This window comes from Pseudomonas sp. BN607 (assembly GCF_029871175.1).
In the GTDB taxonomy this organism is placed as follows: Bacteria; Pseudomonadota; Gammaproteobacteria; order Pseudomonadales; family Pseudomonadaceae; genus Aquipseudomonas.
The window spans coordinates 148,498-170,791 of record NZ_SSOE01000028.1 but is presented as its reverse complement, the minus strand read 5'-3'; the positions used below and the strand labels follow the sequence as shown (position 1 = coordinate 170,791).

Below are 22,294 nucleotides of genomic sequence, written 5' to 3'. Positions count from 1 at the left end.
CAGCAGGTCAGCCCCAGGTCAGGCCAGGGCCTTGTCCAGCGCCCGCTCGATTTCGCCTTTGATGGTGCCGCTCATCATCGACAGCATCATGCCCAGCTTCAACTCGACGCGGATGCTGTCGTCGCCAATGTGCACGCTGCCATTGGCGCCACTGCGCGCCACATCGACCCGGTCACCGTTCCAGGTGGCCTTGAGGTCATATTCGCGGCTGAGCTTGTCGACCAACGCTTCGGCTTTGGCGCGGGCGGCATCGCGGCCTAGGGAGTGTTTGCGTTCGACGCTGATCTGGGTCATGCGGGCGTTCCTGGAAATGTAGACATAATGGGCATTATGCCCGCGCCTGCCCCCTGGCACACCCCGCCAAGACAAATCCGCCCGTTCGCCCTAGAATGGCAGTAATTTTTTCCGGTGAAGCGATATGAACGACCAGCGCAAAGGCGAACACGCCGAACCCACCACCCATTTCGGCTACCAGGACGTGCCTGAAAGCCAGAAGGCGAAGAAAGTCGCCGAAGTGTTCCACTCGGTGGCCGCCAAATACGACCTGATGAACGACGTGCTGTCAGGCGGCATGCACCGCCTGTGGAAGCGCTTTACCATCGAGCTGTCGGGCGTGCGCAGCGGCAACCGCGTGCTGGACATCGCCGGCGGTACCGGTGACCTGGCCGCCAAGTTCTCGCGCCTGGTAGGCCCGACCGGGCAGGTGGTGCTGGCCGACATCAACGATTCGATGCTCAAGGTTGGCCGTGACCGCCTGCTGGACCGCGGCGTGGCCGGCAACATCGAGTTCGTCCAGGCTGACGCCGAAAAGCTGCCCTTCCCAGACAACCACTTCGACTGCGTGACCATCGCTTTCGGCCTGCGCAACGTCACCCACAAGGACGCCGCCATCCGTTCGATGCTGCGCGTGCTCAAGCCCGGTGGCCGCCTGTTGATCCTGGAATTCTCCAAACCGACCAACAAGCTGATGTCCAAGGCCTACGACGCCTACTCGTTCGCCTTCATGCCGCTGGCCGGCAAGCTGATCACCAATGACGCCGAGAGCTACCGTTACCTGGCCGAGTCGATCCGCATGCACCCCGATCAGGAAACCCTGAAAAGCATGATGGTCGAGGCCGGTTTCGACCGCGTCACCTACCACAACATGACCAGCGGCATCGTTGCCGTGCACCGGGGGATCAAGCCCTGATGCTGCTGGCCGGGCTGCTCGCCAGCGTCGAACATGGCCTGAATCGCGTCCTGCGCCTAGACAGCACGGCCTTGCCGCGGCTGGCCGCGCTTGAGGGCAAGGTCATCGAGATCGACTGCCGCCAACCGGCCCTGCAGGTGTTCATTCTGCCCGATGAAGAGGGCCTGATGCTCGCCGCCCATTGGGAGGGCGAGGTCGACTGCAGCCTGCGCGCCCCCGCGGGTAGCCTGGCGCAACTGGCCCTGGTCAAGGACAAGACCGCTGTGCTGCACAGCCCGCAGGTCGAACTACACGGCGACAGCGCCGTACTGCTCGACCTGTTCGGTGTGCTACAGGACCTGGAGCTGGACTGGGAACACGAGCTGCAACGCTGGCTTGGCCCGGTCGCCACGGCCATGCTGGCCGGCCATATCCGCCTGCGCGCTCGCTGGACTCGCCAAGGCCTGGCACGTTTCAGCCAGAACCTGTCCGAATACCTGGCCGAAGAATCCCGTACCCTTGTCGGCAAGCGCGAAGCGGAAGCCGCCTTCAGCGAGCTCGATGCCTTGAAGCTTGATACAGAACGCCTCGAAGCGCGCCTCAAGCGCCTCTCCCGATCCCTAGATACCAGCGATAACGCATGAAGCTGCTCGCCGTCCGACGTCTTTTTCGCATCCAGCGTGTGGTGATCCGCTACCGCCTCGATGACCTGCTGTTCGAACAACCCTTGCTGCCTTGGTGGCTGGCCAGCGTACGCCTGCTGATGCCGTGGCGCTGGCTGCCACGCAAGCCCACCGAACTCAGCCGTGGCGCACGCCTGCGCCTGGCGCTGCAGGACCTGGGGCCGATCTTCATCAAGTTCGGCCAGCTGCTGTCCACCCGCCGCGACCTGCTGCCACCCGACATCGCCGACGAGCTGATGCTGTTGCAAGACCGCGTGCCACCGTTCGACCCGAAAAAAGCCGTGGCCTTGATCGAGGAACAGCTCGGTGCGAAGGTCGGCGAGGTGTTCAGCCGCTTCGACGTCGAACCGCTAGCCTCGGCCTCGGTGGCCCAGGTGCATGCCGCACGCCTGAAAACGGGCGAAGAGGTGGTGGTGAAGGTCGTGCGCCCGGGCCTGAAGCCGGTCATTGCCCAGGACCTGGCCTGGCTGTTCCTGATCGCCAAGGCTGCCGAACGCGCCTCGGCGGATGCCCGTCGCCTGCACCCGGTAGACATCGTCGGCGACTACGAAAAAACCATTTACGACGAGCTCGACCTGCTGCGCGAGGCTGCCAACGCCAGCCAGCTGCGGCGCAACTTCGAAGACTCCGAGCTGATGTACGTGCCCCAGGTGTACTGGGACCTGTGCCGCCCCAAGGTGCTGGTGATGGAGCGCATCTACGGCGTACCGGTGACCGACATGGCTACCTTGGCCGACCAGCGCACCGACATGAAGCTGCTGGCCGAGCGCGGCGTGGAAGTGTTCTTCACCCAGGTGTTCCGCGACAGCTTCTTCCATGCCGACATGCACCCCGGCAACATCTTCGTCAGCACGGTCAAGCCGTGGAGCCCGCAGTATATTGCCATCGACTGCGGCATCGTCGGCAGCCTCACCGCCGAGGACCAGGACTACCTGGCGCGCAACCTGTTTGCCTTCTTCAAGCGTGACTACCGCCGCGTCGCCCAGTTGCACATCGACTCGGGCTGGGTGCCGGCAAACACCAAGGTGAACGAGTTCGAAGCAGCGATTCGCACCGTGTGCGAGCCGATCTTTGAAAAACCGTTAAAGGATATTTCTTTCGGCCAGGTGCTGATGCGCCTGTTCCAGACCGCACGGCGCTTCAACATGGAAGTGCAGCCACAGTTGGTATTGCTGCAGAAAACCCTGCTCAACATCGAAGGCCTGGGTCGTCAGCTGTACCCCGACCTGGACCTGTGGAGCACCGCCAAGCCGTACCTCGAACGCTGGATGCGCGACCGCTACAGCCCCAAGGCCGTGTTCGGCAACCTGCACAGCCAGGTAGAACAACTGCCACACCTGGCCGGCATGACCCGCGACCTGCTCGAACGCCTGTCGCAGCCTCACCTGCACGATCCACAACTGCCGGAGCGCCGTCGTCAGGGCGACCGCTGGGCGCTGCGCCTGCTGGGCGCAGGCCTGCTGGGCGGTGGCGCAGTTCTAGCCGCAGGTGCTGCCGAAACCGCCAGCCTGGCCGCCCCGGTTGCCTGGCCAGCCTGGCTGATGCTGGCTGCGGGCCTTTACCTGATCGTGCGCCAATAGCCAGCCGCGCCTGTGGCTGGCACACTAGCGCAAATGGCCCGGTACAGGAGCGGGCCCGCTTTGGAGTCGACGATGAAAGACTGGCTGGACGAGATCAAGTGGAACAGCGATGGCCTGGTACCGGCGATCGCCCAGGACCACAAGACCGGACGCGTGCTGATGATGGCCTGGATGAACCGCGAATCCCTGGCCCTGACCGCCGCCGAGCAACGCGCCATCTATTGGTCGCGTTCGCGTGGCAAGCTGTGGCGCAAGGGCGAGGAATCCGGGCATGTGCAGAAACTGCATGAGCTGCGCCTGGACTGCGACGCCGACGTGATCATCCTGATGGTCGAGCAACTGGGTCATATCGCCTGCCATACCGGCCGTGAAAGCTGCTTTTATCGCGTCTTCGAAGACGGCCAGTGGAAAATCGTCGACCCGGTCCTGAAGGACCCGGATGCCATCTACAGCGCAGGACACTGACATGAGCGACACCCTCAACCGCCTGGCCGAAGTGCTTGAAGAACGCAAGCAAGCGGCACCTGACAGCTCTTACGTGGCCAGCCTGTACCACAAGGGCCTGAACAAGATTCTTGAAAAGCTTGGCGAGGAGTCGGTCGAAACGATCATTGCCGCCAAGGATGCCGCGGTCAGCAAGGATTACAGCGATGTCATCTACGAAACTGCCGACCTGTGGTTTCATAGCCTGGTGATGCTCAGCGCGCTGGGCCAGCATCCACAAGCCGTACTCGATGAGCTGGATCGCCGTTTCGGGCTGTCCGGGCACGATGAAAAGGCCGCTCGCCAGCCTTCGGCTTGAGCACAACGCATTCTAGGAGAGCACCATGGGTATTTTTGACTGGAAACACTGGATTGTCCTGCTGGTCGTCGTGGTCCTGGTGTTCGGCACCAAGAAACTGAAGAACTTCGGCAGCGACCTGGGCGAATCGATCAAGGGCTTCCGCAAGGCCATGAACGAAGAAGAGAGCAAGCCGGCCGAGCAGACTCCGCCGCCTGCCCAACCAGTGCCGCCGGTGCAGAACACCGCCCAGCCGCAGCAAGGCCACACCATCGAAGGCCAGGCCCAGCCGGTCCAAGAGCCGCAGCGGAAAGACTGACCCATGTTCGGCATCAGTTTCAGCGAGCTGCTGCTCGTCGGCCTGGTCGCCCTGCTGGTGCTCGGTCCCGAGCGCCTGCCGGGTGCCGCCCGCACGGCTGGCCTGTGGATCGGGCGGCTCAAGCGCAGCTTCAACAGCATCAAGATGGAGGTCGAGCGCGAAATCGGTGCCGACGACATCCGCCGCCAGCTGCATAATGAGCACATCCTGCAGATGGAAGAGGAAGCCAAGCGCATCCTCAACCCGCTAGCGCCACCCGCACAGCCGCCAGTGACCACGGCCAGTGTGCAGCCACCTGCCGGGCTCGAAACCAGGCCGGTTGTCGAGCCAGCTGCCACCCCGGCCGCTTCTTCTGAACCACCTCAACCGCCGCGAGCCCCATGAGCGAGAACCCGGAACACGACCAGCCAATGCCGCTGGTTTCGCACCTGACCGAACTGCGCACCCGCCTGCTGCGCTGCGTTGCTGTCATTTTCCTGATCTTTGCCGGGCTGTTCTCTTTCGCCCAGCAGATCTACACCTTGGTCTCCGCCCCGCTGCGCGATCACTTGCCGGCCAATGCAACGATGATCGCCACCGACGTGGCCTCGCCGTTCCTCACGCCGTTCAAGCTGACCATGATCGTGGCGCTGTTCCTGGCCATCCCGTTCATCCTCCAGCAAATCTGGGGCTTTATCGCCCCCGGGCTGTACCGCCACGAGAAGCGCATTGCCATTCCGCTGCTCGTATCGAGCATCCTGCTGTTCTACGCCGGCATGGCCTTTGCCTACTTCCTGGTGTTCCCGCTGATGTTCAAGTTCTTCGCCGCTGCCACGCCGGCAGGCGTGGCGATGATGACCGACATCGCCAACTACCTCGACTTCGTGATGACGCTGTTCTTCGCCTTCGGCGTGGCTTTCGAAATCCCGGTAGCGGTCGTACTGCTGGTGTGGATCGGCGTGGTCGAGGTGAAATATCTCAAAAAGATCCGCCCCTATGTGATCATCGGCTGCTTCGTGGTCGGCATGATCCTTACCCCGCCGGACATCTTCTCGCAGACGTTGCTGGCCGTGCCCATGTGGCTGCTGTTCGAGATCGGCGTACTGTGTGGCGGCCTGATCCGCAAGCGCAGCGCCCACGACGAAACCGCCGACGACCATAACGACCAGCCACCAGCGACCCAACCGTGAACCTGTTGCTTCTTGAAGAGGCCGACTTCGTCTCGGCCGACCGTGTCGTTCTTGCTGATCGACGCTTCACCCACATGCAGGAAATCCACCGCGTGGCAGTGGGCGACAACCTGCGCGTGGGCCGCATCAATGGCCTGATGGGCAAGGCCACGGTGCTGCGCCTGGAAAAGCACGAAGCCGAACTTGAAGTGGCCTTCGACCAGCAACCACCGGCCAAGCTGCCGCTGACCCTGGTGCTGGCGGTACCACGCCCGAAAATGCTGCGTCGACTGTTCCAGACCGTGGCTACCCTCGGCGTATCACGGCTGATCCTGGTGAACAGCTACAAGGTCGAGAAAAGCTTCTGGCAAACACCTTTTCTGCAGCCCGAGAGCATTCGCGAAAACCTGATCCTCGGCCTGGAGCAGGCACGTGATACGGTGCTGCCCGAGGTAGTCATCGAGAAACGCTTCAAGCCGTTCGTCGAAGACCGCCTGCCTGCCATCGCCGCCGGCACCCTGGGGCTGGTTGGCCACCCCGGCCCCTACCCTGCCTGCCCGCGTGCGGTGGACCAACCCGTAACCTTGGCCATCGGCCCCGAGGGCGGCTGGATACCCTATGAAATCGAGCTGCTGGGCAAAGCTGGCCTGGCACCGGTACAACTGGGCGATCGCATCCTGCGGGTAGAGACCGCCGTCACCGCGTTGCTTTCGCGTATTTTCTGACGCAAACACCCCTTTTTCGCCCATCAAGTTTCCTTCTCCCGGGCCGATGGCCTTGGCAACACAACAACTATTTGTGCTGCCAAGCCGCCGGGGAGTCGTACATGTATCAATGGTTAGCCCAATCGATGGGCAATGTGAGCGTCAATCGCAAACTGGGGCTGGGCTTTGGCCTGGTGCTGCTGTTGACCCTGGCCATTACCCTTACGGGTTGGATGGGCATGGATAGCATCATTGATCGAGGTGACAAGCTGGGGAATATCTCGGTGATTCATCAGTACACCCAGGAATTGCGCATTGCCCGCCAACACTACGAACGCAACCGTGACAATGCAGCCGTAGCAGAGCTGGAAAAGGCGTTGAACAACCTTGAGCGCCAGGTCCAGTTGATGCTTGGCCAGATCGAAAAACCCGAGGACCAGCAGCGCCTTCGGCAGCAAATGACAGCGGTAAGCGGATATCGGCAGGCTTTCGCTGACCTCAAGCAATCTGCGGCTGATCCCGACGCCACAGAGCAAGCCCTGCGGCGCATGGCCGAACAAGGCACGGTGCTGCTGCAAACCAGCCAGGCGATGACCACCTCACAAACCGAGGTGCGCGATGCCGGCGCAGCCAACGCCAAGACCCTGCTAGCTGCGGCTACCGCGTTGGCACTGGTCCTCGGCTTGCTGGCAGCCTGGGCCATCACCCGGCAGATCATCATCCCCTTGCGCCATACCCTGCGCGCTGCTGAACGCGTGGCCAGTGGCGACCTTACCCTGAACTTGCAGGTGGACCGCCGCGACGAGCTAGGCCAGTTGCAAGCCAGCATGCAGCGCATGACCCAGGGCCTGCGCGAACTGATCGGCGGCATTGGCGACGGCGTCACACAGATCGCCAGCGCTGCCGAGCAGCTGTCGGCCGTTACCGAGCAGACCAGCGCTGGGGTCAATAACCAGAAGGTCGAGACCGACCAGGTGGCGACCGCCATGAACCAGATGACCGCTACCGTCCACGAGGTGGCCCGCAACGCCGAGCAAGCCTCGGAAGCCGCCTTGATGGCCGACCAGCAAGCCCGTGAAGGCGACCGTGTAGTGGGTGAGGCCGTGGCGCAGATCGAGCGCCTGGCGGGTGAAGTGGTCAATTCCAGCGAAGCCATGAACCAGCTCAAGGCCGAAAGCGACAAGATCGGCAGCGTGCTCGACGTGATCAAGTCGGTGGCCCAGCAGACCAACCTGCTGGCCCTGAACGCGGCGATCGAGGCCGCCCGCGCCGGCGAGGCCGGGCGTGGCTTTGCCGTGGTTGCCGATGAAGTGCGCAGTTTGGCTCAGCGCACCCAGCAATCGACCGAAGAGATCGAAGAACTCATTGCCGGCCTGCAAAGCGGTACCCAACGGGTGGCCAGCGTGATGGACAACAGCCGCCAGCTGACCGACAGCAGCGTCGAGCTGACCCGCCGTGCTGGCAGCTCGCTGGAAACCATCACCCGTACGGTGTCGTCGATCCAGGCGATGAACCAGCAGATTGCAACGGCGGCAGAGGAGCAGACGGCGGTGGCCGAGGAGATCAACCGCAGCGTGATGAATGTTCGGGATATTTCCGACCAGACCTCGGCGGCCAGTGAGGAGACAGCCAGCTCCAGCGTGGAACTGGCGCGGTTGGGCACCCATTTGCAAGGGCTGGTTGGGCGGTTCAGGCTGTGATCTGACCCAACGATCGCCCGGCCGGGCCTCTTCGAGGGTAACTCCACGAAGAGGCCAGTGCGCTTACAGCACCTGGCGTAGGAATGCCTGCGCGCGCGGGTCTTTCGGCGCAGCGAAGAACGCGGCCGGGGCCGAATCTTCCAGCAGTTTGCCGTGGTCGAAGAACAGCACCCGGTCAGCCACTTCGCGGGCGAAGCCCATTTCGTGGGTGACACAAACCATGGTCATGCCTTCCAGGGCCAGGGTCTTCATTACGTCGAGCACCTCACCGACCATTTCCGGGTCAAGCGCCGAGGTGGGCTCGTCGAACAGCATCACTTTCGGGTCCATTGCCAGCGCGCGGGCAATGGCTACCCGTTGCTGCTGGCCGCCAGACAGCCGGGACGGGAATTCATTGGCCTTCTGCGCGATGCCGACCTTTTCCAGCAGCGCCCGGGCCTTGGCCTCGCGGTCAGCCTTGTTGCGCTTGCGCACCACCTTCTGCGCGAGGCACAGATTTTCCAACACAGTCATGTGCGGGAACAGGTTGAAGTGCTGGAACACCATGCCCACTTCGCGGCGGTAGGCATTGATGTCGGTCTTGGGGTCGGCCAGTTGCAAGCCATCGATGGCCACATGGCCCTGGTCGAAATGCTCCAGGCCGTTGAGGCAACGCAAAAAGGTCGACTTGCCCGACCCAGACGGGCCCAGCACCACCACCACTTCGCCCTTGGCGACCTGCGTGGTGACGTTATCCACAGCCCTGACCACCTGGCCACGGGTGTCGAAGACTTTCAGCAAATCACGGACTTCAATCACTTTGCGCAAGCCTCCGCTCAAGCCGGCTGGCAATGTGCGACAGCGGCAGGTTGATCAGCAAGTACAGGCCTGCCACGCAGAACCAGATCTCGAAGGTAGAGAACGACGTAGTGATGGCCTCACGGCCGCTCTTGGTGAGCTCGGTGATGGCGATCACCGACACCAGCGAGGTGTCCTTGACCAGGCTGATGAACTGGCCGGCCAGCGGCGGCAGCACGCGCTTGAACGCCTGCGGCAGGATCACGTGGCGCATCGACTGGCTAGCGTTCAGGCCCAGCGAACGAGCAGCCTCATTCTGGCCCTTGGCAATCGACTGCACGCCAGCCCGCACGATTTCGGCCACGTAGGCGCCGGTGAACAGCGCCAGCGCCGCCACCCCGGCGAACTCGCGGGACAGGTTGAGCACGGTACCGATGAAGAAGTAGAAGATGAAGATCTGCACCAGCAACGGTGTGCCGCGCACCAGTTCGACGTACACGGTCGAGAGGTCGCGCAGGGTCGGGTTGTTCGACAACCGGCACAGGCCCGCGAACAGGCCGATCACCAGGCCGAACGCCCCGGATACCACCGAGATCCACAACGTGGTCCACAGGCCCCAGGCTAGCGGACCTGCCGCCCAATGGCGGGTTACACCAATCTGGTCGCCTTCGGCGACATCGTCGCCACGGCTCAGTTGCAGGCTGTCCTTGTCCACATCGAGCACTTGCTCGGCACCGCTTTCGTCCTTCAGCGTGACGCGGGCGCTATCGCCGGAGATGACGATTTCCTGCACGGTACCGTAGCCAGAGGCGCGCTGGGTTTCCTCAGCCTTGTACGCGAAGTACTGGGGTACGCGGTTCCAGCGCCACTCGTAGGAAATCATCGAGGTGGCCATGTACAGGCTGAACGCCAGGCCCACCAGGACCAGGGCAGTCAACCCATGCCAGGGCCACTGGGCTTTCTTGTGTTTGATCACGTGGGGTACTTCCGTAAATGCGAACGCGCAGGGTTTGCCTGCGCGTCGGGGTCATAAAGCCGGGCTTGTGGCCTTGGCCTTATTCCATTTCCTTCAGCCAGTCCTTGTTCTTGAACCACTTGTCGTGAATACGATCGTAGGTCCCGTCGTGCTTGATCTGGTGCAGGAAGTTGTTGATGAAGTTGATGCTGTCGTAGTCGCCTTTTTTCAGGCCGAAGGCCAGCGGCTCGTAGGTGAAGGGTTCTTCGAGGAACAGCAGCTTGCCAGCACCGGCTTTGTCTACCGCCACCACGTTGTACGGCGCGTCATAGACAAAGGCGTCGGCCTTGCCATTGACCACATCCATCACGGCTTCCTGTTCGTTGTCGTAACCGTGGTACTTGGCTTTGCTGATCAGCTTCTTGGACACCATTTCGCCGGTGGTGCCAAGCTTGGAGGTCAGGCGGTACTTCTCGTTGTTCAGGTCCTTGTACGACTTGATCTCGCCAGCCAGCTCCTTGCGGATCAGCAGGGTCTGGCCAACCACGATGAAAGGCTCGCTGAAGTTCAGGCGCAGGTTGCGTTCCTGGGTAAGCGTCATGCCGCTGCCGATCATGTCGAACTTGTCGGTCAGCAGGGCCGGGATGATGCCGTCATAAGCAGTGGAAACTGCCTCGAACTTCACGCCCATGGACTTGGCCATGGCTTTGAGGATATCGACTTCGAAGCCGATGATCTCGCCACGTTTGTTGGTCATCTGGAACGGCATGTAGGTTGGGTCCATACCCACCCGCAAGGTGCCGCGCTTGACCGCGTCATCGATGGCGCCCGCTTGAGCCGCCGTCACGGCGACCAGTGCGGTGACACCGACCATTAGCCGCGAAAGGTATTTCTTGATCATCACCAAGTCCCCTAGCAAGAAAAGTAGCGAATCTTATTGTGTTGGCACGGCCGTACTGGCCGAAGCGTCGTATCGGAGAGGGATGCTAACGCATGGCGGCCCGTGGACCTAGAGCCGCGGGGGGACTTTGTTGGCCAAAATGAGGGGGCTAGGCCAAAAAGCTTCGCGGGTGAACCCGCTCCTACAAGGGAATGTGTATCCCTGGTAGGAGCGGGTTCACCCCGAAAAGGCCCGATCAGGCGCCGACGAGGGTCGGCTGGCCTTCATTCTCCGGATGCAGGGGCAACAGCGGCGAATGAGGGTCGTTCTTGATCGACGCGCGCCACACATCGATCCACGCCGCATTGTGCCCGGCCCAGACCTGTTCATGCAGGCGGCTCAATGCCACCGGGTCGCTGAGCAGGGCCAGGCGGGTATTGAGGTCCAGCCCTTTCGGCCCGACTTCGATCGCCTTGGCAATGCGCTCGGCACGCAGTGCCTCGATCGGCGCAGCCTGGCCATGCCGGGCGGTGGCCATGGCACAGGCCAGGGCGTTCTGCCGTGGGTCGACCACCGCACGCACGAAGCCGTCATGCAGGGCATGCCAGCGGTTCTCGTGGGTGTACTGGTCGGTGGCCAGCAGCTCCTGCGGGGTGGCGTATTCCTCAGGGATGAGGAACAGCTTCTCGTCCTTCGCCGCCAGGCCCAGACGGGTACGGCTGGAAATCACCGACACCGGGATCGACAGCACCAGCGAGCCAACGATAGGCGCCAGCCACCACAGGAAACTCGGGTTCAGCCACGCCACCAGGCCTGCCCAGGCAAAGCCCAGCAAGGTCTGAGGGCCATGCCGACGCACGGCTTCGCCCCACGGGGTGGAGTCGTCGTCACGCTGTGGCGAGTTCCAGGTCGCGGCCCAGCCGAGAAATGCGGCCAGTACGAAGCGGGTGTGGAAGATCATGCGCACCGGGGCAAGCAGCATGGAGAACAGCATTTCCATGAGCATCGACAGGGTGACCTTGATCCGCCCACCGAACTCGATGGCACCCTTGGCCCAGATCAATATGACGCTGAGCAGCTTGGGCAGGAACAGCAGCACGATGGTGGTGGAGAACAGCGCCACGGCCTTCTCTGGGTGCCACTGCGGCCACAGCGGGTAAAGCTGGTACGGCTCGATGAAATACTGCGGTTCCATCAGCGTGTTGGTCGCCAGCAGCGCGGTCGACAGCACCAGGAACAGGAACCACAGCGGCGCCGACAGGTACGACATCACCCCGGTGAGGAACACCGCACGGTGTACCGGGTGCATGCCCTTGACCAGGAACAGGCGGAAGTTCATCAGGTTACCGTGGCACCAGCGGCGGTCGCGCTTTAGCTCGTCGAGCAGGTTCGGCGGCAGTTCTTCGTAGCTACCCGGCAGGTCGTAGGCGATCCACACGCCCCAGCCGGCACGGCGCATCAGCGCGGCTTCGACGAAGTCGTGGGACAGGATTGCCCCGGCGAACGCGCCCTTGCCCGGCAACGGCGCCAGGGCGCAGTGCTCGATGAACGGCTTCATGCGGATGATCGCGTTGTGGCCCCAGTAGTGCGACTCGCCCAACTGCCAGAAGTGCAGGCCGGCGGTGAACAGCGGGCCGTACACGCGGGTGGCGAACTGTTGCATGCGCGCGTACAGGGTATCCATACCCGAGGCTTTCGGCCCGGTCTGAATGATGCCGGCGTCCGGGTTGGCCTCCATCAGGCGCACCAGGCTGCTCAGGCACTCGCCACTCATGACGCTGTCGGCGTCGAGCACGACCATGTACTTGTACTCGCCACCCCAGCGACGGCAGAAGTCGTCGAGGTTACCGCTCTTGCGCTTCACCCGGCGCCGGCGGCGGCGGTAGAAGATGCGGCCAAAACCTTTGGTTTCGCGGCACACGTCCAGCCAGGCCTGTTGCTCGGCCACGGCGATGTCGGTGTCGTTGGTGTCGCTGAGCACGAAGAAGTCGAAACGGTCGAGGTTGCCGCTGGCGGCTACCGACTCGAACGTCGCCCGCAGGCCGGCGAACACCCGAGGCACGTCTTCGTTGCAGATCGGCATCACCAGCGCGGTACGCGCCTCGGGCGCAATCGGCTCATTGCCGGCGCTGCTGCCGGAAATCTTGTACTTGTCGCGCCCGGTGAGCAACTCGAGGAAGCCCATCAATGCGGTCCAGAAGCCCGCCGACACCCAGCAGAACAGGATACCGAAGAGGATCAGGATGGACGTCTGCAAGGCATACGGCCACACCTGCACCACGGTGTCCCAGAGCGGCTGGCTGAGGACCTCGTCGAGGTCTACGAACGACCAGCCCTGGTACGGCAGGATGCCCTTCATGTACCAGCCGGCAACGATGGTCTGGCCGATCATCAGGGCCAACAGGATATAGCGGCGGATCGAACCGACCGTACGCCAGCGCGCCGGCGGCAGCTCGCGCTTGGGCGGCTGCGGCGGATTCGAGCGGCCGGTCATGCGCCGCCACATGCGGATCAGCACGTTGGTGCGCCACGGCTCGGGCACGACCTTGGTGCGCTTGATCGGCGGTGCAATCTTCAGGCACAGGCGGCCGCTGCCATCGACGCCGAGCATTTCGGCGTCCTCCAGCTCGGCAGCGCTGCCTACGGTAAGGCGCGGGCCCACCGAAGCCTGCACGGCCTCGGCGGAGTTGGCGGCCGGGTTGGCCGCCAGGCGTTGGTGCAACTCACCGAACGACGTGCAACTGGCAAGCTCTGCCCGTTGCTCGTCACTCAGTGGTAGGTGAGCCAGGTACTCGCCAAGCGAGACTGGCCTTGCGCTTGAGTTACTCATCGGCAGGCAACTGATAGCTCCAGGTCTCGGTCAGCACCTGCTCGGTGGTGGCCGGGGCCCCGTTGGTGGATGCCGCATCGGCGGCGGGTTGTTCGGCCTTGGCAGGCTGCTCGGCCTTGGCGGTTTTCTCGGCCTTGGCGTGCTTGGCTGCGGCCTTGTCCTGCTTGGCGTCCTGGGCAGGCTTGGCAGGTTCGACCGGCACGTCACGTACCAGCGCGGCACGCATTTCGGTCGACTTGTTGGCTTCCTTCACCTTCAGCCGCAGGGTCAGGCGCCAGCCCTTGGTCTCTGGGTTATAGCGCAGATTGTTCTCGACCACCTCGGCGTTGCCGTCAACGCTGATCTGGCTGCGCAGGGCGGTATCTTCCGGCAGAGCGGCCAGGGCCGGGCCGGCGAAGTCGACCAGGAAGGCCACGCTGCCGTCTGGCTGGCGGATCAGGTTGGACTGTTTGACGTCACCGGTGGAGCGCAGGGTCTGCTTGACCCAGCCCAGCTCGGAGGCCTGGAACTTCGGCTCGTCGATGGTCCAGTGCAGGCGGTAGGCGTACTCGATCGGCTTGCCAGCCTCCGGCAGCTTTTCAGGGCTCCAGAAGGCCACGATGTTGTCGTTGGTCTCGTCGGCGGTCGGGATCTCGACCAGATCGACGGTACCCTTGCCCCAGTCACCCTTCGGCTCGATCCAGGCGCTTGGGCGCTTCTGGTAGTTGTCGTCGAGGTCTTCGTAGTCGCTGAAGGCGCGCTGACGCTGCATCAGGCCGAAACCACGCGGGTTCTCGACACTGAAGTTGCTCACGGCCAGGTGTTTCGGATTGTTCAGCGGGCGCCACAGCCACTCGCCGTTGCCGGCATGAATCGACAGGCCTTCGGAGTCATGCAGGGCCGGACGATAGTTGAGGACCTTGGATGGCTGGTTGGGGCCGAACAGATACATGCTGGTCAGCGGGGCGATGCCCAGGCGGCTGACGTGGTCACGCAGGAACACACGCGACTCCACGTCCACGACGGTGTCGTTGCCAGGGCGCAGGGTCAGCTTGTAGGCACCGGCGGAGCGCGGCGAGTCGAGCAGGGCGTAGATCACCAGGTGCTTGTCGGCCGGCTTGGGTTTTTCTACCCAGAACTCGGTGAAGCGCGGGAACTCCTCGCCCGATGGCAGCGCGGTGTCGATAGCCAGGCCACGAGCCGACAGGCCGTACACATGCCCCTTGCCGACTACGCGGAAATAGCTGGCGCCAAGCAGGGTCATGATCTCGTCCTGCTTGTCGGCCTTGTTGATCGGGTAAAGCACGCGGAAACCGGCGTAACCCAGGTTCTTGGTGGTTTCCGGGTCGTGTGGCACGTCACCGAACTCGAAGCGGCTCGGGTCGTACTTGATTTCTTCCACCTTGGTGGCGGTCACTTCGTTGATTTTCACCGGGGTGTCGAAATGCATGCCCTGGTGATAGAAGGAAAGCTTGAACGGGGTCTTGTCCTTGGCCCACTCCGCTTTGTCTTGCAGGAAGCGGATTTTCTGGTAGTCGGCGAATTTCATGTCACGGAAAACCGCCGGCAGATTGCTTTTCGGTGCTTCGTACTTCTGGCCGGCCAGATCCTTTGCCTTGGCTGCAACATCGTCAAGATTGAATGCCCACAGCTGGCCCGCGCTCATCAGGCCGACCAGTGCCACGCTGGCGATCAGGGCCTTGCGCAGCCGGACGCCGGGGATTCTTGATGCTTTATGGGGACTAACAATCACGAGCAACCCTCGCCGAAAACAGATCATGAAACCAACGGCCAGCGACAAATGCCGGGTTGGCGAGCACTGTTCGGACCCCGTGAGGGCGTAATGATTCCCCAAACGGATCCAGACAATGCTCGAGTCAGAGTGAAACGAACCTGCGAACGCAGGTCCATGCAGCGCGCGATTATCCAGCAGGTCGCGTGACAACGCATCAGGCTGGAACAACTATTTATCGTACAAAACCCCTTGTTTTCCCAGAAACGAGGGGTTTTTCGAGCTCAAATTTGTAACATAAAAGTCACAGGGCCATCATTGACCAGGTGCACTTGCATATCTGCACCGAATTGTCCGCTGGCCACGTCGGTGTGCCGAGCCTTCGCTTGCTGCAAAAGATAGTCGAACAAATCGGCGCCCAGGGCCGGTGGCGCAGCCGTCGAAAAGCTTGGGCGCATGCCGTTGCGGGTGTCCGCCGCCAAGGTGAACTGCGACACCAGCAACAAACCGCCCCCGACATCCTTGAGCGACAGGTTCATCTTGCCCTGCTCGTCGCTGAATACCCGGTAGTTCAGCAGCTTGTGCAACAGCTTGTCGGCCTTTTCGCGGGAATCTTCAGGCTCGACCGCCACCAGCACCAGCAAACCCTGGTCGATGGCGCCGACCACCTCTCCCCCCACTTCGACCCGCGCACCACGCACGCGCTGCAACAAACCCCTCATGCTTCTTCCAGCGGCAGGTCAAGCAGGCGGCGGGCCATCTGGTCGGCGGCGCGCACCAGGGCGTCGGTAATGCCAGGCTCGGAAGCCGCGTGCCCAGCGTCACGGATCACTTTCAGTTCGCTGTTCGGCCAGGCCTGGTGCAGCGCCCAAGCGTTGTCCAGGGGGCAGATCACGTCGTAGCGGCCGTGCACGATCACCGCCGGCAGGTGGGCGATCTTCGGCAAGTCGCGAATCAGCTGGTCCGGTTCGAGGAACGCGTTGTTCATGAAGTAGTGGCATTCGATACGCGCAATCGACAGCGCCCGCTGTGGCTCGGAGAAGCGGTCGACCACCAGCGGGTTGGGGCGCAGGGTGGCGGTACGGCCTTCCCAGGTGGACCAGGCCTTGGCTGCGTGCATCTGGGCGATCTGGTCATTGCCGGTAAGGCGCTTGTGGAAGGCCTTGACCAGGTCACCGCGCTCTTCCGGTGGAATCGGTGCAATGTAGTCCTGCCAGTAATCCGGGAACATGCGACTGGCGCCTTCCTGGTAGAACCACTCGATTTCCTGCGGCCGGCACAGGAAGATGCCACGCAGGATCAGGCCATGCACTCGCTCGGGGTAGGTCTGGGCGTAGGCCAGGGCCAGGGTCGAGCCCCACGAGCCGCCGAACAGCACCCACTTGTCGATCCCCAGGTGCTCGCGGATGCGCTCCAGGTCTTCGACCAGGTGCCAGGTGGTGTTGTTCTCCAGGCTGGCGTGCGGCGTGGAGCGGCCACAGCCGCGCTGGTCGAAGGTGATGATGCGATACAGCGTAGGGTCGAAGTAGCAACGGCTCTGGGCGTCGCAACCGGCGCCTGGCCCACCGTGGATGAACACCACCGGCAGACCTTCTGGCGAGCCGCTTTCGTCGACATACAGCACATGCGGCGCTTCCACGGCCAGATCGTGCCGGGCGTAGGGTTTGATCTGCGGGTACAGGGTCTGCATTGCGCACTCCGTGTGAGGTTTGGTTCGACCGTTGGCCATCATAAACCTGAATTGCCCTTAGAGCATGTGTCTAAGCAACATCATCTTATGAGCAGCTCACGGACAGGGCCCAATGACACCGGAGAACCCATCAACAGGTGATCCCCCGACGACCGACCCGGCCAAACCTGCAACCTCCGAACCTGACCAGCACCTGCAGGCGCTGTACCCGCCTTGAGAGCGGCGCTTTATCGCCCGTAGCGCTCATGCCCCCACTGCAGGGTCGTTTCCAGCAGGCGGCGCAAAACCGACTGGGTAGGCTGCGCCAATGGTTCGCGATAGGTGAACGGCGCCACTTCATCCATGTAGGTGCTCTGCGCCAGCTCCAGTTGTACCGCGTGGATGTTGTGGTCCGGATCACCGTAGTACCGGGTGATATGCCCACCCTTGAATCGACCATTGAGCACATGGCTGTAGCCCTGTGCTTCGGCACATACGGCCTGCAAGCGCTCGGCCAGCGCCGGGTCACAACTGGCGCCGTTGAAGGTGCCGAGGTTGAAGTCAGGCAGCTTGCCGTCGAACAGGTGCGGGATCACCGAACGGATGGAGTGCGCATCCCACAGCAACGCATAGCCAAATTGCTCACGCAGGCGCTCCAGCTCGTTGCGGAGGGTGTCGTGGTAAGGGCGCCAGATCTGCTCCAGGTACTGCTTGCGCTGGTCGCTGCTCGGCGCCTGCCCGGCCTTGAACAACGGTTCGCCCTCGAACAACGTGGCCGGATACAGGCCGGTGGTAGCACCGGCATAGAGTGGCTTGTCATCATCCGGGCGGTTCAGGTCGATGACGAAGCGCGAGTACTCCGCCGACAACACGCTAGCGCCCATGTCACGGGCAAAATCGTACAACCGGGGGATATGCCAGTCAGTGTCCGGCAGGCTGCGCGCTGGCTCGACCAGGCCGTCACGCACCGCGTCGCTCAGGCGCAGGCCGGCGTGCGGCATGCTGATCAGCAGCGGCAGGCGGCCTTGGTGAAAACTCAGTACCTTGTCCATCGTGCCTCGCTCATTTGGAAATTTCATGGCCCTTGCGCACTACGCGCTTGGGCAGGTCGCCGCCCAGCCAGTAGGCCAGGTCGGCGGGGCGTTCGATCTGCCAGGCGACGAAGTCGGCAACCTTGCCTACCTCCAGCGAGCCGTGGCTGTCGCCCAGGCCCAGCGCCGTGGCAGCGTGCACGGTAACGCCGGCAAGGGCCTCTTCCGGGGTCAGGCGGAAGCAGGTACAGCCCATGTTCAGCATCAAGCGCAGCGACAGCCCTGGCGAGGTGCCAGGATTGAGGTCGCTGGCGAGGGCAATCTTCACCCCATGACGGCGCAACGCATCCATCGGCGGCAACTGGGTTTCGCGCAAGAAGTAGAACGCGCCCGGCAGCAGCACAGCGACCGTGCCGGCTGCAGCCATGGCGATGGCGTCTTCTTCGGTCATGAACTCCAGATGGTCTGCGGACAACGCTTGGTAGCGCGCCGCCAGGCTGGAGCCGTGCAGCGACGACAGCTGTTCGGCGTGGAGCTTGACCGGCAGGCCCAGTTCGCGCGCCTTGATGAACAGCCGCTCGACCTGCGCGGGTGAAAACGCCAGGTGTTCGCAGAACGCATCCACCGCGTCCACAAGGCCTTCAGCGGCCAGCGCTGGCAGCATTTCATCGCAGATATGCGCGATGTAGTCGTCGGCGCGGCCGGCGTATTCCGGTGGCAGAGCGTGCGCGGCCAGGCAGGTTGCGCGCACCGCCAGCGGCAGCTCGTCGGCAAGCCGCCGGGCCACACGCAGCATTTTGCGCTCGTTGGCCAAGTCCAGGCCGTAGCCGGACTTGATCTCGAGCGTGGTCACGCCATCACGCATCAAGGCCTGGACCCGCTGGCGCGCACTGGCGAACAGCTCGTCCTCACTGGCCGCACGGGTGGCCCGCACGGTACTGGCGATGCCGCCGCCGTTAGCCGCGATTTCGGCATAGCTGACGCCCTGCAGCCGCTGCTCGAACTCGCCGCTGCGGTTGCCACCGAACACCGCGTGGGTGTGGCAGTCGATCAGCCCCGGGGTGACCCAGGCGCCGCCCAGGTCCACCGTGCGCTCAGCGTTGACCGGCGCCAGCCCGGCGCGTGGGCCGATCCACTCGATCAGCCCGGCGTTGGTGACGATGGCCGCGTCTTCGATGGCCGAGTAACGGCCATCGGCCATGGTTGCCACATGGCAGTGCTGCCACAGGGTTCTCATGCACAGTCTCCTTTGCTAGCGGTGCAGCTCGGCCGGGGCTGCTGCCGGGGTGCCCTGCCCTGCACGCGGCTTGCACCACAGCAGGTAGGACGCCACCAGGAACACCACCCAGACCACACCGACGATCAATGCCGCCTGAGTGTCCGGGAAGTAGCCGAGTACGCCAAAGATGAACACCATGAACGCAATGGCCATGGCCGGGCCATATGGCCAGAACGGTACCGGGAACTTCAGCTGGGCCGCTTCGTCACGGCTCATGCTGCGCCGCATGGCCACCTGGGTCACCAGGATCATCAGCCAGACCCATACGGTGGCGAAGGTGGCGATCGAGGCAATCAGCAAGAATACGTTTTCCGGGATCAGGTAGTTCAGCAGCACGCCGATGAGCAGCGCGGCGCCCATTACCAGCACGGTCATCCACGGCACGCCATGCTTCGATAGCTTACTGAAGCCGCGCGGGGCGTGGCCTTGCTGGGCGAGGCCATACATCATGCGGCCGGCGCCGAAGATGTCGCTGTTGATAGCGGAGATCGCCGCAGAAATCACCACGACGTTGAGCACGGCGGCGGCCGAGCCGATGCCCAGATTGCTGAAGATCTGCACGAACGGGCTGCCCTGGCTGCCGATCTGCGGCCATGGGTACAGGCACATCAGCACGAACAGGGTGAGCACGTAGAACAGCAGGATGCGCAGCGGCACCGCGTTGATCGCCTTGGGAATCACGCGCTGCGGGTCCTTGGCTTCACCGGCAGTGACGCCGATGATCTCGATGCCGCCGAAGGCGAACATCACCACGGCAAACGACGCGATCAGGCCGCCTACGCCATTGGGCATGAAGCCGCCATGGTCAAACAGGTTGCTCACCCCCACGGCATGCCCGGTACCCACCTGGCTGAAGCCGAAGGCCATGATACCGAGGCCGGCCAGGATCATCGCCACGATGGCGCCGACCTTGAGCAGCGACAGCCAGAATTCCATTTCGCCGAACACCTTGACGTTGCACAGGTTGAGGCCGCCGATCAGGAAGACGATGCCCAGTACCCAGACCCAGCGGGCCACTTCTGGGAACCAGAAGCCCATGTAGATACCGAAGGCGGTGACGTCGGCGATGGCGACGATGACCATCTCGAAGGCGTAGGTCCAGCCGAGGATAAAGCCGGCCATGGGGCCGAGGTAGGTCGTGGCGTAGTGGCCGAACGAGCCGGCCACCGGGTTGTGCACGGCCATTTCGCCCAGGGCGCGCATAACCATGAACACCGCAGCGCCGCCGATCAGGTAGGCCAGCAACACGGCCGGGCCGGCCATCTGGATAGCCGAGGCGGAGCCGTAGAACAGCCCGGTACCGATGGCGGAACCGAGTGCCATGAAACGGATGTGGCGGGCACTTAGCCCGCGCTTGAGACCTTGAGCTTGTTGCATGTCACGTCCTTAAATTGTTTTTGTGGTCGTGAGATCGAGGGGCTGCCTTGCAGCCAGCTCGCAGGCAAACCCGCTTCTACACAGGCAACGCGTTGACGTGCAGGAGCGAGCTTTGCTCGCGAAGGGGCGCACAACGGCCCCGGGAGGCATTACAGGCTTGGCAGCACACCTGCCGGCAGCAAACCGGTCAAACTACCCTTGGCCAACAGTTCCACAGCCTTTTCGATGTCTGGGGCAAAGAAGCGGTCACGGTCGTAGTGCGGCACTTCACTGCGCAGCGCCTGGCGCGCTTTCTCCAGTTTGGTCGACGTTTTTAGGCCTTTGCGCAGGTCCAGGCCCTGGCAGGCGCCCAGCCATTCGATGGCCAGCACGCCGCGGGTGTTTTCGGCCATTTCCCACAGACGCTTGCCGGCGGCCGGGGCCATCGACACGTGGTCTTCCTGGTTGGCCGAGGTCGGCAGGCTGTCGACGCTGTGCGGGTGCGACAGGGCCTTGTTCTCGCTGGCCAGGGCCGCAGCGGTAACCTGGGCGATCATGAAGCCCGAGTTGACCCCACCGTTTTCCACCAGGAACGGCGGCAGTTGGGACATGTGCTTGTCCATCATCAGCGAGATGCGGCGCTCGCTGAGCGAACCGATTTCGGCAATGGCCAGGGCCAGGTTGTCGGCGGCCATGGCCACGGGTTCGGCGTGGAAGTTGCCGCCGGAGATCACATCACCTTCGGCAGCGAATACCAGCGGGTTGTCGGATACGGCATTGGCCTCGATGCCCAGTACCTCGGCGGCCTGGCGCAGTTGGGTCAGGCAGGCGCCCATGACTTGCGGCTGGCAGCGCAGCGAGTACGGGTCCTGGACCTTGTCGCAGTTTTTGTGCGACAGCGAGACTTCGCTGGCATCGCCCAGCAGGTCGCGGAAGCAGGCGGCGGTGTCGATCTGACCGCGTTGGCCACGTGCTTCGTGAATACGTGCATCGAACGGCGAACGCGAGCCCAATACGGCTTCGACGCTCAGGCCACCGCAGGCGATGGCCGCAGCGTACAAGTCTTCGGCATGGAACAGGCCACGCAGGGCATAGGCGGTGGACGCCTGGGTACCGTTGAGCAGGGCCAGGCCCTCTTTTGCAGCCAACGTAAGCGGTTCCAGCCCTGCAACCGCCAGCGCTTCGGTGGCCGATAGCCACTGACCCTTGTAGCGGGCCTTGCCTTCGCCCAACAGCACCAGCGACATGTGCGCCAGCGGCGCCAGGTCACCGGAAGCACCCACCGAGCCTTTGAGCGGGATGTGCGGGTAGACTTCGGCGTTGACCAGGGTGATCAGTGCGTCGATGACTTTGCGACGAATACCGGAGAAACCACGGCTGAGGCTGTTGATTTTCAGCACCATGATCAACCGCACCAGGTCGTCATCCAGCGGCGCGCCGATACCGGCGGCGTGGGACAGCACCAGCGAGCGCTGCAGGTTTTCCAGGTCGTGGCTGGCGATGCGGGTCGAGGCCAGCAGGCCAAAACCGGTGTTGATGCCGTAGGCGGTGCGGTCTTCGGCAATGATCTGCTCGACACAGGCAACGCTGGCGTCGATGGCCGGCGCGGCGCTGGCATCCAGTTGCAGGCGCACGGGCGCGGTATGGATCGCGCGCAGCTGGGCCAGGGTCAGGGTGCCGGGCTTGAGGGTGAGTTCGGTCACGTTACTACTCCAAATCGCGT

General features: G+C 63.1%; 22 protein-coding genes. 10 read left to right on the top strand and 12 right to left on the bottom strand.

All coding sequences use genetic code 11. The features are described 5' to 3' along the window. Positions 1-18: 18 nt before the first annotated feature. Positions 19-294, bottom strand: a complete 276-nt coding sequence (locus E8E68_RS07085; protein WP_003249289.1) for a polyhydroxyalkanoic acid system family protein — start codon at positions 292-294, stop codon at positions 19-21. A gap of 124 nt (positions 295-418) precedes the next feature. Between E8E68_RS07085 and ubiE the strand changes: the two genes are divergently transcribed. The 10 genes from ubiE (at position 419) to E8E68_RS07035 (ending at position 8,083) form a co-directional block, all read left to right on the top strand. Then, positions 419-1,189, top strand: a complete 771-nt coding sequence (gene ubiE, locus E8E68_RS07080; protein WP_110745096.1) for a bifunctional demethylmenaquinone methyltransferase/2-methoxy-6-polyprenyl-1,4-benzoquinol methylase UbiE — start codon at positions 419-421, stop codon at positions 1,187-1,189. Further along, positions 1,189-1,812, top strand: a complete 624-nt coding sequence (locus tag E8E68_RS07075; protein ID WP_280340365.1) for an SCP2 sterol-binding domain-containing protein — start codon at positions 1,189-1,191, stop codon at positions 1,810-1,812. The genes ubiE and E8E68_RS07075 overlap by 1 nt, the downstream gene beginning before the upstream one ends. Continuing rightward, entirely contained in the window at positions 1,809-3,431 is a 1,623-nt protein-coding gene (gene ubiB / locus E8E68_RS07070; protein ID WP_280340364.1) for a ubiquinone biosynthesis regulatory protein kinase UbiB, read from the top strand. The genes E8E68_RS07075 and ubiB overlap by 4 nt, the downstream gene beginning before the upstream one ends. Before the next feature lie 72 nt (positions 3,432-3,503). Then, positions 3,504-3,896 (top strand): phosphoribosyl-AMP cyclohydrolase, encoded by a 393-nt coding sequence (hisI, locus tag E8E68_RS07065; protein ID WP_064490835.1) that lies wholly within the window; start codon positions 3,504-3,506, stop codon positions 3,894-3,896. Between the two features lies 1 nt (position 3,897). Next, positions 3,898-4,233, top strand: coding sequence for a phosphoribosyl-ATP diphosphatase (locus tag E8E68_RS07060; protein WP_016489563.1), 336 nt, complete (start codon positions 3,898-3,900; stop codon positions 4,231-4,233). Between the two features lie 25 nt (positions 4,234-4,258). Beyond that, entirely contained in the window at positions 4,259-4,531 is a 273-nt protein-coding gene (locus E8E68_RS07055) for a twin-arginine translocase TatA/TatE family subunit (RefSeq protein WP_209969551.1), read from the top strand. A 3-nt stretch (positions 4,532-4,534) separates the two neighbouring features. Continuing rightward, positions 4,535-4,915, top strand: a complete 381-nt coding sequence (gene tatB, locus E8E68_RS07050; RefSeq protein ID WP_110745100.1) for a Sec-independent protein translocase protein TatB — start codon at positions 4,535-4,537, stop codon at positions 4,913-4,915. Continuing rightward, the gene (gene tatC / locus E8E68_RS07045) at positions 4,912-5,700 is read left to right on the top strand and encodes a twin-arginine translocase subunit TatC (protein WP_280340363.1); all 789 of its coding nucleotides are present in this window, start codon (positions 4,912-4,914) and stop codon (positions 5,698-5,700) included. The genes tatB and tatC overlap by 4 nt, the downstream gene beginning before the upstream one ends. Continuing rightward, a complete protein-coding gene (locus E8E68_RS07040) occupies positions 5,697-6,404 on the top strand; it encodes a 16S rRNA (uracil(1498)-N(3))-methyltransferase (protein WP_266029101.1) in 708 nt (235 codons plus the stop codon). The genes tatC and E8E68_RS07040 overlap by 4 nt, the downstream gene beginning before the upstream one ends. 101 nt (positions 6,405-6,505) lie before the next feature. Then, positions 6,506-8,083 carry a methyl-accepting chemotaxis protein gene (locus E8E68_RS07035; RefSeq protein WP_280340362.1) on the top strand — a complete coding sequence of 526 codons (1,578 nt, stop codon included), beginning with the start codon at positions 6,506-6,508 and terminating at the stop codon, positions 8,081-8,083. A gap of 63 nt (positions 8,084-8,146) precedes the next feature. Here the strand turns inward: E8E68_RS07035 and E8E68_RS07030 are convergent, their stop codons facing one another. The 11 genes from E8E68_RS07030 to hutH all read right to left on the bottom strand — a co-directional run bounded on the left by E8E68_RS07030 (position 8,147) and on the right by hutH (position 22,274). Beyond that, the gene (locus E8E68_RS07030) at positions 8,147-8,881 is read right to left on the bottom strand and encodes an amino acid ABC transporter ATP-binding protein (protein WP_280340426.1); all 735 of its coding nucleotides are present in this window, start codon (positions 8,879-8,881) and stop codon (positions 8,147-8,149) included. Then, positions 8,874-9,836, bottom strand: coding sequence for an amino acid ABC transporter permease (locus E8E68_RS07025; RefSeq protein ID WP_266029099.1), 963 nt, complete (start codon positions 9,834-9,836; stop codon positions 8,874-8,876). The genes E8E68_RS07030 and E8E68_RS07025 overlap by 8 nt, the downstream gene beginning before the upstream one ends. Before the next feature lie 79 nt (positions 9,837-9,915). Beyond that, the gene (locus tag E8E68_RS07020) at positions 9,916-10,713 is read right to left on the bottom strand and encodes a transporter substrate-binding domain-containing protein (RefSeq protein WP_110745191.1); all 798 of its coding nucleotides are present in this window, start codon (positions 10,711-10,713) and stop codon (positions 9,916-9,918) included. 238 nt (positions 10,714-10,951) lie between these two features. Further along, complete coding sequence (gene mdoH / locus E8E68_RS07015) at positions 10,952-13,525, bottom strand: glucans biosynthesis glucosyltransferase MdoH (RefSeq protein WP_266029098.1); 2,574 nt, start codon at positions 13,523-13,525, stop codon at positions 10,952-10,954. After that, entirely contained in the window at positions 13,518-15,257 is a 1,740-nt protein-coding gene (locus tag E8E68_RS07010; protein WP_280340361.1) for a glucan biosynthesis protein G, read from the bottom strand. Before E8E68_RS07010 ends, mdoH begins: the two co-directional genes overlap by 8 nt. A gap of 263 nt (positions 15,258-15,520) precedes the next feature. Continuing rightward, a complete protein-coding gene (gene dtd / locus E8E68_RS07005; RefSeq protein ID WP_110745107.1) occupies positions 15,521-15,958 on the bottom strand; it encodes a D-aminoacyl-tRNA deacylase in 438 nt (145 codons plus the stop codon). Continuing rightward, positions 15,955-16,926 carry a prolyl aminopeptidase gene (gene pip / locus E8E68_RS07000; protein WP_110745108.1) on the bottom strand — a complete coding sequence of 324 codons (972 nt, stop codon included), beginning with the start codon at positions 16,924-16,926 and terminating at the stop codon, positions 15,955-15,957. The genes dtd and pip overlap by 4 nt, the downstream gene beginning before the upstream one ends. Positions 16,927-17,153: 227 nt before the next feature. Further along, the gene (hutG, locus tag E8E68_RS06995; RefSeq protein ID WP_280340360.1) at positions 17,154-17,957 is read right to left on the bottom strand and encodes an N-formylglutamate deformylase; all 804 of its coding nucleotides are present in this window, start codon (positions 17,955-17,957) and stop codon (positions 17,154-17,156) included. 10 nt (positions 17,958-17,967) lie between these two features. Beyond that, complete coding sequence (hutI, locus tag E8E68_RS06990) at positions 17,968-19,173, bottom strand: imidazolonepropionase (RefSeq protein WP_280340359.1); 1,206 nt, start codon at positions 19,171-19,173, stop codon at positions 17,968-17,970. A gap of 15 nt (positions 19,174-19,188) precedes the next feature. Then, on the bottom strand, positions 19,189-20,592 hold the full coding sequence (locus tag E8E68_RS06985; RefSeq protein WP_280340358.1) for an amino acid permease: 1,404 nt from the start codon (positions 20,590-20,592) through the stop codon (positions 19,189-19,191). A gap of 149 nt (positions 20,593-20,741) precedes the next feature. After that, positions 20,742-22,274, bottom strand: a complete 1,533-nt coding sequence (gene hutH / locus E8E68_RS06980; protein ID WP_280340356.1) for a histidine ammonia-lyase — start codon at positions 22,272-22,274, stop codon at positions 20,742-20,744. Between the last annotated feature and the right edge of the window lie 20 nt (positions 22,275-22,294).

What these genes read in the sequence shown, in the direction of transcription:
- E8E68_RS07085 (WP_003249289.1), bottom strand. Translation starts at nt 294, where the DNA reads ATGACCCAGATCAGCGTCGAACGCAAACACTCCCTAGGCCGCGATGCC.
- E8E68_RS07035 (WP_280340362.1), top strand. Translation starts at nt 6,506, where the DNA reads ATGTATCAATGGTTAGCCCAATCGATGGGCAATGTGAGCGTCAATCGC.
- hutI (WP_280340359.1), bottom strand. Translation starts at nt 19,173, where the DNA reads ATGAGAACCCTGTGGCAGCACTGCCATGTGGCAACCATGGCCGATGGC.
- pip (WP_110745108.1), bottom strand. Translation starts at nt 16,926, where the DNA reads ATGCAGACCCTGTACCCGCAGATCAAACCCTACGCCCGGCACGATCTG.
- dtd (WP_110745107.1), bottom strand. Translation starts at nt 15,958, where the DNA reads ATGAGGGGTTTGTTGCAGCGCGTGCGTGGTGCGCGGGTCGAAGTGGGG.
- E8E68_RS06985 (WP_280340358.1), bottom strand. Translation starts at nt 20,592, where the DNA reads ATGCAACAAGCTCAAGGTCTCAAGCGCGGGCTAAGTGCCCGCCACATC.
- E8E68_RS07060 (WP_016489563.1), top strand. Translation starts at nt 3,898, where the DNA reads ATGAGCGACACCCTCAACCGCCTGGCCGAAGTGCTTGAAGAACGCAAG.
- hutG (WP_280340360.1), bottom strand. Translation starts at nt 17,957, where the DNA reads ATGGACAAGGTACTGAGTTTTCACCAAGGCCGCCTGCCGCTGCTGATC.
- hisI (WP_064490835.1), top strand. Translation starts at nt 3,504, where the DNA reads ATGAAAGACTGGCTGGACGAGATCAAGTGGAACAGCGATGGCCTGGTA.
- ubiE (WP_110745096.1), top strand. Translation starts at nt 419, where the DNA reads ATGAACGACCAGCGCAAAGGCGAACACGCCGAACCCACCACCCATTTC.
- mdoH (WP_266029098.1), bottom strand. Translation starts at nt 13,525, where the DNA reads ATGAGTAACTCAAGCGCAAGGCCAGTCTCGCTTGGCGAGTACCTGGCT.
- E8E68_RS07055 (WP_209969551.1), top strand. Translation starts at nt 4,259, where the DNA reads ATGGGTATTTTTGACTGGAAACACTGGATTGTCCTGCTGGTCGTCGTG.
- ubiB (WP_280340364.1), top strand. Translation starts at nt 1,809, where the DNA reads ATGAAGCTGCTCGCCGTCCGACGTCTTTTTCGCATCCAGCGTGTGGTG.
- tatB (WP_110745100.1), top strand. Translation starts at nt 4,535, where the DNA reads ATGTTCGGCATCAGTTTCAGCGAGCTGCTGCTCGTCGGCCTGGTCGCC.
- tatC (WP_280340363.1), top strand. Translation starts at nt 4,912, where the DNA reads ATGAGCGAGAACCCGGAACACGACCAGCCAATGCCGCTGGTTTCGCAC.
- E8E68_RS07075 (WP_280340365.1), top strand. Translation starts at nt 1,189, where the DNA reads ATGCTGCTGGCCGGGCTGCTCGCCAGCGTCGAACATGGCCTGAATCGC.